Origin of the sequence: Mesorhizobium sp. M0088, from assembly GCF_040322895.1 — a bacterium.
Classification (GTDB): domain Bacteria; phylum Pseudomonadota; class Alphaproteobacteria; order Rhizobiales; family Rhizobiaceae; genus Mesorhizobium.
In genome coordinates this window covers 1-13,460 of record NZ_JAMYUI010000004.1, presented here as the reverse complement: position 1 = coordinate 13,460, position 13,460 = coordinate 1, and the positions used below count along the sequence as shown (strand labels likewise).

General features: G+C 64.3%; 11 protein-coding genes. 2 read left to right on the top strand and 9 right to left on the bottom strand.

Annotated elements, in window-relative coordinates:
• Positions 1 to 33 precede the first annotated feature (33 nt).
• From NKJ67_RS05885 to NKJ67_RS05865, 5 genes are all read right to left on the bottom strand, one after another.
• A complete protein-coding gene (locus NKJ67_RS05885) occupies positions 34 to 1,545 on the bottom strand; it encodes an ABC transporter ATP-binding protein (protein WP_352580790.1) in 1,512 nt (503 codons plus the stop codon).
• Positions 1,546 to 1,796: 251 nt separating this feature from the next.
• The gene (locus NKJ67_RS05880; protein ID WP_127808760.1) at positions 1,797 to 2,828 is read right to left on the bottom strand and encodes a BMP family protein; all 1,032 of its coding nucleotides are present in this window, start codon (positions 2,826 to 2,828) and stop codon (positions 1,797 to 1,799) included.
• A gap of 154 nt (positions 2,829 to 2,982) precedes the next feature.
• A complete protein-coding gene (gene pcaF / locus NKJ67_RS05875; protein WP_127808759.1) occupies positions 2,983 to 4,188 on the bottom strand; it encodes a 3-oxoadipyl-CoA thiolase in 1,206 nt (401 codons plus the stop codon).
• Position 4,189: 1 nt separating this feature from the next.
• Positions 4,190 to 4,987, bottom strand: a complete 798-nt coding sequence (locus NKJ67_RS05870) for a CoA-transferase subunit beta (protein ID WP_127383211.1) — start codon at positions 4,985 to 4,987, stop codon at positions 4,190 to 4,192.
• Complete coding sequence (locus tag NKJ67_RS05865; protein ID WP_292679956.1) at positions 4,984 to 5,841, bottom strand: CoA transferase subunit A; 858 nt, start codon at positions 5,839 to 5,841, stop codon at positions 4,984 to 4,986. Before NKJ67_RS05865 ends, NKJ67_RS05870 begins: the two co-directional genes overlap by 4 nt.
• Before the next feature lie 122 nt (positions 5,842 to 5,963).
• On the opposite strand from NKJ67_RS05865, the gene NKJ67_RS05860 reads away from it, so the two are divergent.
• On the top strand, positions 5,964 to 6,734 hold the full coding sequence (locus NKJ67_RS05860; RefSeq protein WP_352580789.1) for an IclR family transcriptional regulator domain-containing protein: 771 nt from the start codon (positions 5,964 to 5,966) through the stop codon (positions 6,732 to 6,734).
• Between the two features lie 222 nt (positions 6,735 to 6,956).
• On the opposite strand, the gene NKJ67_RS05855 is transcribed toward NKJ67_RS05860, so the two are convergent.
• From NKJ67_RS05855 to NKJ67_RS05840, 4 genes are read right to left on the bottom strand one after another with little or no spacing between them, the layout of a single operon-like run.
• Positions 6,957 to 8,258 carry an NAD(P)/FAD-dependent oxidoreductase gene (locus tag NKJ67_RS05855; RefSeq protein WP_352580788.1) on the bottom strand — a complete coding sequence of 434 codons (1,302 nt, stop codon included), beginning with the start codon at positions 8,256 to 8,258 and terminating at the stop codon, positions 6,957 to 6,959.
• Between the two features lie 2 nt (positions 8,259 to 8,260).
• Positions 8,261 to 9,640 carry a glutamine synthetase family protein gene (locus NKJ67_RS05850; protein ID WP_352580926.1) on the bottom strand — a complete coding sequence of 460 codons (1,380 nt, stop codon included), beginning with the start codon at positions 9,638 to 9,640 and terminating at the stop codon, positions 8,261 to 8,263.
• 5 nt (positions 9,641 to 9,645) lie between these two features.
• Complete coding sequence (locus tag NKJ67_RS05845) at positions 9,646 to 10,929, bottom strand: nucleotide disphospho-sugar-binding domain-containing protein (RefSeq protein WP_352580787.1); 1,284 nt, start codon at positions 10,927 to 10,929, stop codon at positions 9,646 to 9,648.
• Positions 10,930 to 10,939: 10 nt separating this feature from the next.
• Positions 10,940 to 12,100 carry a GntR family transcriptional regulator gene (locus NKJ67_RS05840; RefSeq protein ID WP_352580786.1) on the bottom strand — a complete coding sequence of 387 codons (1,161 nt, stop codon included), beginning with the start codon at positions 12,098 to 12,100 and terminating at the stop codon, positions 10,940 to 10,942.
• An 18-nt stretch (positions 12,101 to 12,118) separates the two neighbouring features.
• Between NKJ67_RS05840 and NKJ67_RS05835 the strand changes: the two genes are divergently transcribed.
• The gene (locus NKJ67_RS05835; RefSeq protein ID WP_352580785.1) at positions 12,119 to 13,183 is read left to right on the top strand and encodes a polyamine ABC transporter substrate-binding protein; all 1,065 of its coding nucleotides are present in this window, start codon (positions 12,119 to 12,121) and stop codon (positions 13,181 to 13,183) included.
• The last annotated feature ends 277 nt before the right edge of the window (positions 13,184 to 13,460 follow it).

Here is a 13,460-nt window from a genome sequence, read left to right as displayed (position 1 = left end):
AGGGGTGGGGGTCAGCGCCGCCGGAAGGTCCATCTAGGCTCTTCCCTCCGCCCCGGTCATCATCAGGCCGAGCCGCGCGATCGTCGCATCGGCGCTGTCGAGCGTGCCGACGATGCGGCCTTCATACATCACCGCGATGCGGTCGCAGAGCACCAGCAGCTCTTCGAGATCCTCGCCAATGACGATGATGCCGCAGCCCTTGGCCCGCATGTCGAGAAACTTTTCATGGATGAAGCGGGCGGCACCGATGTCAAGCCCGCGCGTCGGCTGCGAGACAACAAGCACCTTCGGATCGAAGGCAAGCTCGCGTGCCAACAATGCCTTCTGCAGATTGCCGCCGGACAATGCGCCGGCCCGGGTCATCGGCCCAGGGCACCTGATATCATAGGCCTTGATCTGCGCCTCGGCAAAGGCGCGGATCGCATCCGGCTTGAGCAGGCCCTTGCTGCTGAACGCCGCGGTGCCGATGCGAGGCAGCACCATCGAATCGGCGAGTGGCAGATTGGTCACCAGCCCTGTGGTCATGCGGTCTTCCGGGATACGTCCGAGCCCGAGCGCCTGCACCTCGCGCGGCGAAAACCGCGAGACCTTTTGGCCGGCAATCGTCATCCGTCCGGCATCGGGCGCCCGCACGCCGGAGATCACCTCCGCCAGCGCCCGCTGGCCATTGCCCGACACCCCGGCAATGCCGAGGATTTCGCCGGCACGGACGGCAAGCGATACGTCGCGCAGCGGCGTGCCGGAATGATGCGAGGTGGAAATGCCGTCGAGTGTCAGCACATCAGCACCTGGCGTCGATGGCCCCCGCGCCGGCGGCACGATCTCATGGCCACACATCAGTGTTGCCATCTCCGAGGATGTCGTGTTGGCGGGGTCATCGACGCGGCCGGCAACGCGGCCATGCCGCAGCACCGTGCAGCGATGCGTCAGCGCCCGCACCTCGTTGAGCTTGTGCGAGATGAAGATGATGCCGAGACCTTGCGCCGCCATAGAACGCAACGCCGAAAACAGCCCGTCGACCTCGCTTGGCGCCAGCACCGCTGTCGGCTCGTCGAGGATCAGCAGCCTGGCGCCACGAAACAGAGCCTTGACGATTTCGAGCCGCTGCTGCTCGCCCACCGACAGCGCCGAGACCGGCAGGTTCGGGTCAAGCATCAGCCCATGCTGGCGGCCGATCTCGGCCAGCCGCGCCAGCCCGCCGGCGCGGTCGATCCGTCCTGTCTTGCCGGGGATGCCGATCAAAAGGTTTTCCAGCACAGTCAGCCGCGGCGCGAGGTGAAAATGCTGGTGCACCATGCCGATGCCGGCGGCCAGCGCATCGGCGGAACTGGTGATCCGCACCGGCTTGCCCTGGATGAGGATTTCCCCAGCATCGGGCGCATAGGCGCCGAACAGCACATTCATCAGCGTCGTCTTGCCGGCGCCGTTCTCACCCAGCAACCCCAGGATTTCGCCGGGCGCGACGCTGAGATCGACGGCCTCGTTCGCCTTGACGGCGCCGAAGCTCTTGGTGATGCCGCGCATTTCGATGAGGGGGGCGGGCAAGGGCAAGGATGCTCCTGATCGGAGTTGGCTTTGCGGTTCAGCTTTGATTGAGAGGGATGCGCCGCACCCCCCTCTGGCCTGCCGGCCATCTCCCCCTCAAGGGGGGAGATCGGATGTCATTTCGGCTTTCGCCAATTTTCTACGCCGAAGCAGGAGTGCCGCCGACAAAGCCGCCAATCTCCCCCCTTGAGGGGGAGATGTCCGGCAGGACAGAGGGGGGGCGCCTAGCACCAACCCCAAAAGCCAGAGCGTCAATCCGAAACCGGCGTATTCTCGTCCACATCCACCCGGAAATTGCCTTCGAGGATCTCGGCCTTCTTCTTTTCGACCAGCTCCTTCACATCAGCCGGCAGCGTCTTGTCGAACTTGTGGTAGGGCGCCAGATGCGAGCCACCCTTGGCCATGCGCGAGAAGTCGCCATAGTCCTGCGCGGTGAAGACGCCGGCCCTGACCAGTTTGATCGCCTGCTCGACCGTCGGATACATGTCCCAGACCGGGCCGGTGATGACCGTGTCGGGGCCGAGGCTCGACTGGTCGGACATGTTGGAGATGGCGAGGATCTTCTTGTCCACCGCCGCTTCGATGACGCCAAAGCGCTCGGCATAGATGACGTCGACACCGGCGTCGATCTGCGCGACAGCCGCTTCCTTGGCCTTGGGCGGATCGAAGAAGGAACCGATGAAGGCGACCTTCTTCTTGATGTTGGGATTGACCTCCCTGGCGCCGGCGAAGAAGGCGTTGACCAGCCGGTTGACTTCCGGAATGCCCATCGCCGCGACGGCGCCGATCGTGCCCGACTTCGACATCTTGCCGGCGATCAATCCGGAGAGATAGGCCGGCTCGTGGATCCAGTTGTCGAAGACGCCGAAATTGGGTTCCGCCGGGCCGGCGCCGGAGCCGAACAGCCAGGCGGTCTTCGGGAATTGCTTGGCTGTGCGGCGCGATTCACGCTCGGCGGCAAAGGCATCGCCCAGCACCAGCTCATAACCGCCTTGCGCATATTCGCGCATGACGCGGCTGAAATCGGCGGTCTGCACCTTCTCGGACCATTTGTATTCGATGCCGAGTTCCTTCTCGGCCCTCTGCAAGGCGACATGTATCTGGTTGTCCCATGGCTCCTCGATCGGCGTGGCGAAGATCGCCGCCACCTTCAGCTTCTTGTCCGCCGCGAAGGCGGCGCCCGGCAGCATCGCAGCCGCCAAACCAAGCGCGCCCAGCTCCAGCACATTGCGTCGCGAAAGCCCTTCGCGTTTTATCTGCGATTTATTGTTCCGGTTTTCCATTGCATTCCCCTCTGTTCGACAGCCGTGTCGAGCCGGCTGTTCGTGAAAATGTCAGACGGGGAAGTATGGAACGACGCCAGACTTTTGTCCACGTGGTCAAATTTGAACCGCGCACCGGATTCTTGATCTTAGCCGGCCAAGCAAGGGCCGCCGATCAAACCCGTTCCAGCGCGATCGCGATGCCCTGGCCTACACCGATGCACATCGTGGCAAGCGCATAACGGCCGCCACGTTCGCGCAGCTCCAGCGCCGCCGTGCCGGAGATGCGGGCACCCGACATGCCCAGGGGATGGCCAAGCGCGATGGCGCCGCCATTCGGGTTGACGTGTTCCGCATCCTCGGCAATGCCAAGCTGGCGCAGCACGGCTATGCCTTGCGAGGCAAAGGCTTCGTTGAGCTCGATGACATCGAACTGTTGCGGGGTCAGCCCAAGCCGCGCGCAGAGTTTTTGCGTCGCCGGCGCCGGGCCGATGCCCATGATGCGCGGCGCCACACCTACGGCGGCCCCGCCGAGAATGCGGGCGATCGGGGTCAGGCCATATGTCTTCACCGCCGCCTCGGAAGCGACGATCAGCGCCGCCGCCCCGTCATTGACGCCGGAGGCATTGCCGGCCGTGACTGTGCCGCCCTGGCGGAACGGCGTCGGCAGCTTGGCCAGCGCCTCGACCGTTGAGCCAGCGCGGGGGTGTTCATCCTTGCTGACAATGATCGCATCGCCCTTGCGCTGCGGGATGGTCACTGAGGTGATCTCCTTCGCCAGCCTTCCATTGGCTTGGGCCGCGACCGCCTTCTCCTGGCTGCGCACGGCAAAGGCGTCCTGGTCCGCGCGAGAGATGGCGAACTCCTCCGCTACGTTCTCGCCGGTCTCCGGCATCGAATCGACACCGTACTGCTTCTTCATCAGCGGGTTGACGAAGCGCCAGCCGATGGTGGTGTCGTAAATCTCGGCATTGCGCGAGAACGCCGTGTCGGCCTTGGGCATGACGAAGGGCGCCCGGCTCATCGATTCGACGCCTCCCGCGACCATCAGCTCCGCCTCGCCGGCCTTGATGGCTCTGGCTGCGATGGTCAGCGCATCCATGCCGGAGCCGCAAAGGCGATTGACCGTCGAGCCGGGAATCTCTTTCGGCAGACCTGCCAGCAGCAGCGCCATGCGCGCCACGTTGCGGTTGTCCTCGCCGGCCTGGTTGGCACAGCCATAGACGACGTCGTCGACAGCCTGCCAGTCGATGCCGGGATTACGCTCGGCCAGCGCCCTCAGCGGTATCGCGCCAAGATCGTCTGATCGTACCGAAGACAGCGAACCGCCGAAGCGGCCGATCGGTGTGCGGATGTAGTCGCAGATATAGGCCTCGGCCATGTCATGCAGCCTTTGCTTTTCCGGTTCCCTCATGCGCCGCCTTGGTGCGGGCCTGCAGGTCGCGCAATGTCTTGAGTTCGAGTTCGCTTGGCGCCGGTGTTTCGTCAAGCGCCTCCGCGAACTTAACCGCCCAGCCACAGGTGTCCTTCACCTGCTGGCGCGTGACGCCGGGATGCAGCGACACGACCGTGAATTCCTTGCTCACCGGATCCGGCTTCCAGATGGCGAGATCGGTGATCAGCAGCGTCGGGCCGGCGGTGTCGATGCCAAGCCGTTTTCGATGGTCACCACCCTCGCCATGGCCGAAGGAGGTGAAGAAGTCGATCTTCTCGACCATGCCGCGCTTGGTCTGCGCCATGGTGATGTAGATCTCCTTGGACGACGTCGCGATCTCCGGCGCGCCGCCGCCGCCCGGCAGCCGGGTCTTGGGATGGAAATAGTCGCCGATAACCGTGGTGTTGATGTTGCCGAATTTGTCGAGCTGCGCCGCACCGAGGAAGCCGATCGAGATGCGGCCGCCCTGCAGCCAGTAGCGGAACATCTCAGGCACCGCGACGGTGGTGATAGCGGTCTCGCACAATTCGCCGTCGCCGATCGACAGCGGCAGCACGTCAGGCGCGGTGCCGATCGTGCCGCTCTCGTAAATCAGGGTGATGTCAGGCGCATGCGTCAGCCGCGCCACATTGCAGGCGGCCGATGGCGCGCCGATGCCGACGAAGCAGACATCGTCGTTGCGCAGCGCGCGGCTGGCGGCGATGGTCATCATCTCGTTGGGGGTGAATCCCGGATTGTCGCTCATGCCGCTTTCCTCAAATGCTCGACCCGGGCCGCGAAATCGTCGGCGCTCTTCTCGATCACGTAGGCCTGCATCCACGCCTGGAATTTCTCGCGGTCGGCGGCGATCTCGTCCCATTCGAGATAGGCCGCATTGTCGCGCGCATAGTAGCCGTGCGCGTAGGACGGATGCGAGCCGCCGGGCACGACCGATATCGCCGCGATCGTCCAGCGCGGCAGCACGGTCAGATTGGGGTGCAGATCGTCGAAATTGTCGACGACTTCCTCGACGGTCACCACAGCGCGTTTGGCCGCCAGCACCGCTTCCTTCTGAATGCCGATGATGCCCTCGACCAGCACATTGCCTTTCCTGTCGGCCTTCTGGGCATGGATGAAGGTGACGTCAGGCCGGATCGAAGGGACAGCGGCCAGCACCTCGCCGGTGAACGGACAGGTCACCGACTTGATGTTCGGGTTGACCGCCGCGAGGCCAGCACCGCGATAGCCGCGAAACACCGCGCAGGGCAGGCCGGCAGCACCCGCTTCATAGGCATTGGCCATGCCGGCATGGCTGTGCTCCTCGATTTCGAGTGAGCGCGGAAAGCCGTTCTCGATGGCATCGCGGGCGCGCCGCAGCAGGCCGACGCCGGGATTGCCGACATAGGAGAAGACAATCTTTTTCGCCATGCCCATGCCGATCATCTGGTCGTAGATCAGGTCCGGCGTCATGCGGATCAGGGTCAGGTCGCGAAAACCCTGGCGGATCGCCTCATGCGCCGCCGCCGTCGGGATCAGATGGGTGAAGCCCTCGAAGGCGACGGAGTCGCCATCTTTCAAATTCTCGGCCACGGCCTGTTTGAGCGGCAGGAACTTGACCATCGCATCGGCTCCGGGTTTTCAGAAAGTTCGTATTGCGAACATATGTTTTATATGCGATACTTTCTACGCTGAGCGAGGGCGAGGAGTCAATCCTGACGCCAATGCCGCTCCGCGGAGACAAGATGGACGAAGCGGCTGTTTCCCGTGATCATGTCGGCTCGCTCGAGCGCGGCCTCGCCGTCATGGAGATCCTGGCCCGCCATCCCTCGGGCATGACGCTGACAGAAATGGCGGAGGAAGCGGGCCTCACCCGCGCCGGCGCCCGCCGCTTCCTGCTGACACTCACCGCCACCGGCTATGCAACACAGGCCGGCCGCGTGTTCTCGCTGTCGCCGCGCCTGCTGACGGTTGCCCGCACCTGGCTCGGCGGCGCCTCGCTATGGGCCTTCGCCGCGCCCATCATGCGCTCTGTGGCAGCACAACTGAACGAGGCCTGCTCGGCGGCGATCCTGTCGGGCCACGATGTCGTCTATGTCGCCCGCATTCCCGGCCGTCGCATCCTCAGCGTGTCGCTCGACGTCGGCACCAGGCTGCCAGCCTATTGCACCTCGATGGGGCGCATCCTGCTGGCCGGGCTGACATCAAGGGAATTGGACGCATTCCTCGGTCAGGCGACCATCGAGAGACGGACACCGAAGACGATCACCGACATCAGGCTGCTGGCCGGCGCCATCGGCAAGGCGAAGGCCGACGGCTTTGCCATCGTCGATGAGGAACTGGAGCTCGGCCTGCGCTCGATCGCCGTGCCGATCCGCGACCGGGCGGAGCGCACGGTGGCGGCCATCAACGTCTCGACGCAATCGGCGCGGTTTTCGGTGGCGGAGATGGAGCGGGAGATACTGCCGGTGCTGGTTGAGGCCAGGCAGCGCATCGAGGATTTTTTTGTCGTCTAATCAATCGCCCGAAACCTCTTCAAACGCCAGCGCCGCCCCTTCATTGCCCTGCCGGGCATTTCTCCCCGTATAGTGACGGGGAGAAAGTAGCTGGCGCAACGCCATCGCCTTTCCTGCAACATTGGCGATACCGGCGACAACAGCGTCCCTCGCCCCGTTGACGGGGAGAGGATGCCGGGCAGGCAGGTGAGGGGCAGTGCTAACGTCGACAATTGCCTCTGATCAATGCTTGATGCGATCCCGCATCGCGTACCACAACATCCCCAGCACATAGAGCGGCCCACGCAGCGCCGTGCCGCCCGGGAACGGCATCGGCGTCAGCGTCGAGAACAAGTCAAGCCGCGAGGCATCGCCAGTGATCGCTTCGGCCAGCAGCTTGCCGGACAGCGTCGACAGGATGACGCCCTTGCCGGAATAGCCGTGCGCGAAATAGACCTCGCCATAGTGCCCGACATGCGGCAGCCGCGACGTCGTCACCGACACCAGCCCGCCCCAGGCATGATCGATGCGGCAGCCCTGAAGTTGCGGAAAGGTCTTTTCCATATGCGGCCGCACGAAGCCGGCGATATCGGCCGGCGGTGACGGCGTGTAACGCTCGCCGCCACCGAACAGCAGGCGTCCATCCGCCGACATCCGGTAGTAGTTGACGACGAAGCGGGTGTCGGACACCGCGACATTGGCCGGGATGACATTGCGCTTGCCCTCCAGCGGCTCGGTGGCGACGATGTAGTTGCCGACCGGCATGATGCGGCTGTTGACGCGCGGCTCCAGCCCATTGAGCAGCGCATCCCCCGCCAACACGACATGTCTGGCCCGAACCGATCCCTTTGCCGTCGAGACCCGGATCGAAGGCTCACGCTCCAGCTTCACCGCCACCGAGTTCTCGTGGATCGTGACGCCGGCCGCAACTGCCGCACGGGCAAGGCCGAGCGTGTAGTTCAGCGGATGCATGTGGCCGCCGAGCGGCTCGTACATCGCGCCATGATAGGACGTGTCGACCTTGGCTCGGGCTTCAGCCGCCGACAGGATTTCCGCATGCGGAAATTTCATCATCGTGGCCAGACACTCGGCCTCTTCCTCGAGATCCCTGAGGTCGGAACCGTTGACCGCGCCGACCAGATGACCGGTCAGCCTGAGATCGCAATCGATGGCATGGCGCTCGATGATGTCGAGCACCAGCCCGCGCGCCTCGAAGGCAAGATCGAACAGCACCTTTGCCCGCTCCGGCCCGTAGAGCTTGACCAGGCCCTTGGCGCCCTTGCGCAAACCTGGGATCATCTGGCCGCCATTGCGGCCCGATGCGCCCCAGCCGATCTTGCCGCCTTCGAGCAGCACCACCTTCAACCCGCGCTCGGCGGCGTGAAGGGCGGCCGACAGGCCGGTGCAGCCGCCGCCGACGACAACCAGGTCGGTGTCGACGTCGCCGACCAGCGCCGGATGGTCCGGCGCCGGATTGGCGGTGGCGACATAATAGGATTTGGCGATGTCGAGGCCCGAATTGAAACCCGTTGAACTGGAAGCCATGATCACACCTTCAGCAGAAGGTGGTCGCGTTCCCAGCTCGTCACCACGCCCTGGAACAGATCGAGCTCGACGCTCTTGACGCGCAGATAGGTCTGGAAGAAATCCTCGCCGAGCAGTTCCCGCACCGGCTCACATGCCTCGAAACGATCGAGCGCCTCCTCCATCGTTTTCGGCAGCGTGCTCTTGATCTTGTAGGCATTGCCCGACGCTTCGGCCGAGCGCGCCAGTTTCTGTTCGACGCCGAGATAGCCGGCGAGAAGCGAGCCGGCGATCGCCAGGTAAGGATTGGAATCCGCACCCGGCAGCCGGTTCTCCACCCGCCGCGCGGAGCGGCCGCCGGCCGGCACGCGCAGGCCGCAGGAGCGGTTGTCATGCGACCATTCGATGTTGGCCGGCGCGCTGTGGTTCGGCCTGATGCGACGGTACGAATTCACATTGGGCGCAAACAGCGGCATGATTTCGGGGACATATTTCTGCAGGCCGCCGATGAAGTGGCCGAACATTGCGGTGTCGGCATCGTCGCTGCCGGCAAACAGGGTCCTGCCAGCCTCGTCGATGACCGACATGTGCAGATGCATCGAGCTTCCGGCCTGTGCGGCGATCGGCTTGGCCATGAAGGTGGCGTGCATTCCGCTTTGCTGCGCGGCCTGGCGCGTCAGCCGCTTGAACAGCAGCACCTTGTCGGCCAGCGGCAGCGCATCGCCATGCAGGAAGTTGATCTCAAGCTGCGCCGTACCCGATTCATGGATCAGCGTGTCGAGCGGCAGGCCGGCCGCCGCCGCATAGTCATAGACGCGGCGGATCACCGGCTCGAACTCCTCGAGCGCGGCCATGTCATAGGGATGCTGCACACCCTCGGCACGGCCATTGGCGCCGATCGGAGCGGTCAGCGGCTGGTCCGGATCGGGATTGGGCGCGGTCAGATAGAATTCGAGCTCCGGCGCCACCACCGCCCGCCAGCCGCGCCTGGCGTAGAGGTCGAGCACGGCGCGCAGCACATGGCGCGGCGAGGCCATCCAGGGCCGGTCGTCCATATGGAAGGCATCGGCGAAGACATAGGCCTTGCCGGGAGTGGCACCCGGCGCCAGGCACAGCGTCGAGACATCGGGCACCATGCGCATGTCCGGGTCCGAATAGGCAAAACCCTCGTCGATCGAGCCGGAGTAGCGGCCGTCGATGCTGACCAGGAAAGCGCTGCTCGGCAGATAGAGCGCGCGATCTTCCAGCGCCTGGAGGAATTTGGCCGTCGGCAAGGCCTTGCCGCGCAGGACGCCGTTCATGTCGGGCACCAGGCACTCGACTTCGTTGATCCCGTGCCGGGCCAGCCAGGCCTTGGCGTCGTTGCCGCTGGAGAGCGAGATATTCGTGTTGTTGTCAGGCATTTCGTTCATGTCCGTATCAGGGAGAGTATGGCTTGGGCGGCCACATCCGTTCCGGGTTTCTGCGCCATTTGGGCTGCGTTGTCCTTCAGGCGGGTGCGCATGGCATCGTCGGCCAGCAGGCCGAGAATGGCTCTCTCCAACACTCCTTCGGTCCAGGCGTCGCGGCCGATATGGTCACCGACGCCGGTTTCTCCGGCGCGGCGCGCATTGTCGTGTCCGTCCCAGCAATAGGGCATGATCAGTGACGGCACGCCGAAGCGCAGCGCTTCGCAAAAGCTGTTGTTGCCGCCGTGATGGATGAACAGGTCTGACTTCGCCACCACCGAGGGCTGCGGAAACCAGGCGTCGAGATAGACATTGTCCGGCACCGCACGGTAGGCGTCGCGCAGGCCGCCGGCATTGACAATAAAGCGCGCCGGCAGCCTGTCGAAGACGACCAGCATGCGCTCGATCAGGCCGACATCCATGGCGCCGAGGCTGCCGAAGCTGACATAGACTAGCGGCCCCTTGTTGCGCGGAAACACCGGCACTTCGAACGGCCCTTCCGAGCGCACGCAGCCTTCGAGATAGACGAAGCGCGTGGGATCGAGCGGCTCGGCCCGCTCACGACGCACGATCGAAGGCGTCAGCAGCAAATTGAGGTCGGGCGACGCCTCGAGGAACAGGCCCTTCGGCAGCGACGCCAGGCCGGCATCCATGCGAAAGCGATTGAAGCGGTCATGTGCGGGCGCGCAAGCCGCCAGATACCTTGCCTCGAAAGCCGCGCGTTGCGGGTCGTCGGCGCCAAGCCCCGACAGATAGGGCGGCACATTGGCATCCGGCAGCTCGGTCTCGGCGCAGGAGACGACACGCACCCAGGGACAGCCGGCGGCTGATATCGCCGGGAACATGATGACATTGTCGAGCACCACCGCGTCCGGCTTCAGCCGCGCCAGCAATTGGCGCAGCGGCGCCTCGGCATTGACCGCAGTGTCGACGATGGCCTGCCAGGTCGGCGCGACATAGGTTTCCAGCTGGTCGATCGGGCTCAGCCGGAAATGCGGCAGGTGCCGGCGCACGAAGGCCTGCCAATAGCTCTGGCGTTCGCTGTCGCTCAGCGGCTCGTCGGTCGGCAGCTGGTATTCCTGGAAACCATAGTCGGCAAAGACGCCGGAAAAGCCGGCATGGCAAATGAAGACGGGCCGGGCGCCCTTGGCACGCAATGCCTGCGCGATGCCGACGCAATTCAACGCCGCGCCGAAACTGGCTTCGGGAAACAGCGCGATGGTCGGGCTGGCTTTACGCGTCAATTATTCCTCGTCATTCCGGCCGGCTGATCATGCCGAACAGGGCGGGCGCCCCGCGACTGGCCGCTTGCGGTCGCTGGTTGCGGGAAAGCCGCAGGTGGATGCGAAGCAGATCGGCCGCCACCTCATACTGCAGGCTTTCAAGATGGTCGAGTATAACAAGGTGTTCGCGCAGCGATTGCCGCAAGCGGAAGACGTTGACGCCGGTATAGATGCCCGGCAGCCGGCGCAGCCTGAGGTGATCCGCCAGCGCATCGGCAACGAAGCGGTTGGCGCAGCCTTCGGCGAGCATGCCGTGAAAATCGATGTCCAGCCGCTGGAACTCGCGTGTGTCGAATGCGGCGTCCGGCAGCGCCACCAGCGCTTCCATAGCCTGGCGCAACGTCGCCGCCCGCGCGCCGTCCAGCCGGAAGCCCGGCGTCAGGATGGCCGCGGGTTCCAGCAGCAAGCGGAACTCATAGCTGTCGCCTTGCGCCTCTGGATCGTCGGGCGTGCGCCGAAACAGCCAGGACTGGCCAGGCGCTCGGTCCAACAAATTCTCTTCGGTCAGTTTGTTAAGTGCTTTTAGTACCGTCTTGCGCTCGGCACTGTAGCGCCGTATCAGCCCCGCGACGGTCACCGTCTGGTCCAGCCGACGCGCCGACCGGTCGCGCAGGATCGCCTCGGCCAACTCGTCCTCCTCGGCGGCGGGCAGTTCCGTGGCGACTGAAGCCTGCGCGGTGAGGTCGATGGCCAGGTGATAACCGGAATCTGCCTCCCAGCGCACGACACCCCGTTCAGCGAGCAGGCCGAGAGCCGCCCGCACCGGGGTGCGCGAGACATTGCACAACGAAGCGATCTGCTGCTCCGGCAAGCGTGCGCCGGGCTCAAAACCGCGCTGCCGCGCCACATCCAGGATGCGCTGCGCCAGATCGAGGTGGTTGGTGCGAGGTCGTCGGGCTGCGGCTTGCATGACTGGTCTCGTGGAAAACGACATGACCGCATTGATCTGACCGATCGCCCGCACGGACGCAATCGGCCAGATTCCACGATCGCTTAGCAAATTATGGATTGACGTACTTTTTTCTGCAATAGTACTGTCAGGGCAATCGGCGAGAAAAAGACCGAGGGAACGGGATCGAGGCAGCGGCAAGGGTCGCAGGCGTTGGTCCGGCGAATGCAATTCGACGATCAACCGAAATGGGAGTCTGTCATGACCGCTACCAGCCTGCGGCGCCGTGCGCTGAAAACATCTTCGATCGCACTTGGCCTGGCCTTGGCGCTGTCCGCGCCGGCGACGGCTGCCGACCTCGTCATTTCCAACTGGGACGGCTACATGGCGCCTGACGCCATGGCCGCCTTCAAGACCGCCACCGGCGTGTCGGGCGAAGTGGTGGTGCACGCCACCAATGAAGAGATCATGGGCAAGCTCATCGCCGCCGGCGGCAAGGGCTATGACGTGGTCTTCGTTTCTTCGCCCTTCGCCGAGGTGCTGAACAAGCTCGGCCTGACCGAGCCGATCGACCACGCCAAGATACCGAACCTCACCAATCTCTATCCCGAGGCAACCAAGCTGCCGCACGATGCCGGCAATGCATTCTCGGTGCCATACACCTGGGGCACCACCGGCCTCTGCTATCGCTCGGACCTGATGAAGGTCGCACCGACCAGCTGGAGCGACCTGCTCGCGCCTTCCGACGAATTGAAGGGCAAGACCACCATGCTGGCGACCGACCGCTGGCTGCTGGCCGCCGGCCAGCTCGACAAGGGCTATTCGGTCAACGAAACCGACCCGGCCAAGATGTCTGAGGTCAAGGATCTGCTGATCTCGGCCAAGAAGACCCTGCTCGCCTATGACGACACCACCTTCTATTCCAAGCTGGTGTCCGGCGAGGCGCTGATGGTGCAGGCCTGGGACGGCTGGTGCAATTACGGCATCGCCGAAAAGCCCGAGATCAAATACGTCATTCCCAAGGAAGGCTCCGACCTCTGGGTTGACACGATGGTGGTGATGAAGGCCTCCGCCAACAAGGATGCCGCCTTCCAGTTCATCAACTTCATGCTCGACGCCAAGAACCACGCCTGGGCGGCGCAGAACATCGACTACAAGGTGCCGAACAAGCCAGCCATGGAAAGCCTGCCGGCCGATTTCCTGGCCAAATTCCCCAACATGGCGATGCCGGTGGCCGATCTCGTCAAGTTCGAGCAGTTGCGTGACGTCGGCGACGCCCAGCGCGACTATTCGAAGATCGTCAGCGAGATCAAGGCGGCGCAGTAGGCGGCGCGCCACTTCGGTAGCTGGAATCAAGCTTGCGTTCCTTCGCGCCCCCCTCTGGCCTGCCGGCCATCTCCCCCTCAAGGGGGGAGATTGGCTGGGTTGTGGCCTGTCGCCAATCTCCAGCGCAGCACCCCCTCATCCGGCCGCTTCGCGGCCACCTTCTCCCCGCTGGGGAGAAGAGGAAGGCGTTAGCGCCAACGGCCTCCTCTCCCCTCGGGGAGAGGTCGGATTGCCCCGAATTGCCCTTCGCAATTCGGTTGGCAATCCGGGTGAGGGG

Excerpts from the sequence above, each read along its gene's own strand:
- NKJ67_RS05835 (WP_352580785.1), top strand. The coding sequence starts at position 12,119 with ATGACCGCTACCAGCCTGCGGCGCCGTGCGCTGAAAACATCTTCGATC.
- NKJ67_RS05860 (WP_352580789.1), top strand. The coding sequence starts at position 5,964 with ATGGACGAAGCGGCTGTTTCCCGTGATCATGTCGGCTCGCTCGAGCGC.
- NKJ67_RS05855 (WP_352580788.1), bottom strand. The coding sequence starts at position 8,258 with ATGGCTTCCAGTTCAACGGGTTTCAATTCGGGCCTCGACATCGCCAAA.
- pcaF (WP_127808759.1), bottom strand. The coding sequence starts at position 4,188 with ATGGCCGAGGCCTATATCTGCGACTACATCCGCACACCGATCGGCCGC.
- NKJ67_RS05870 (WP_127383211.1), bottom strand. The coding sequence starts at position 4,987 with ATGAGCGACAATCCGGGATTCACCCCCAACGAGATGATGACCATCGCC.
- NKJ67_RS05880 (WP_127808760.1), bottom strand. The coding sequence starts at position 2,828 with ATGGAAAACCGGAACAATAAATCGCAGATAAAACGCGAAGGGCTTTCG.
- NKJ67_RS05865 (WP_292679956.1), bottom strand. The coding sequence starts at position 5,841 with ATGGTCAAGTTCCTGCCGCTCAAACAGGCCGTGGCCGAGAATTTGAAA.
- NKJ67_RS05850 (WP_352580926.1), bottom strand. The coding sequence starts at position 9,640 with ATGCCTGACAACAACACGAATATCTCGCTCTCCAGCGGCAACGACGCC.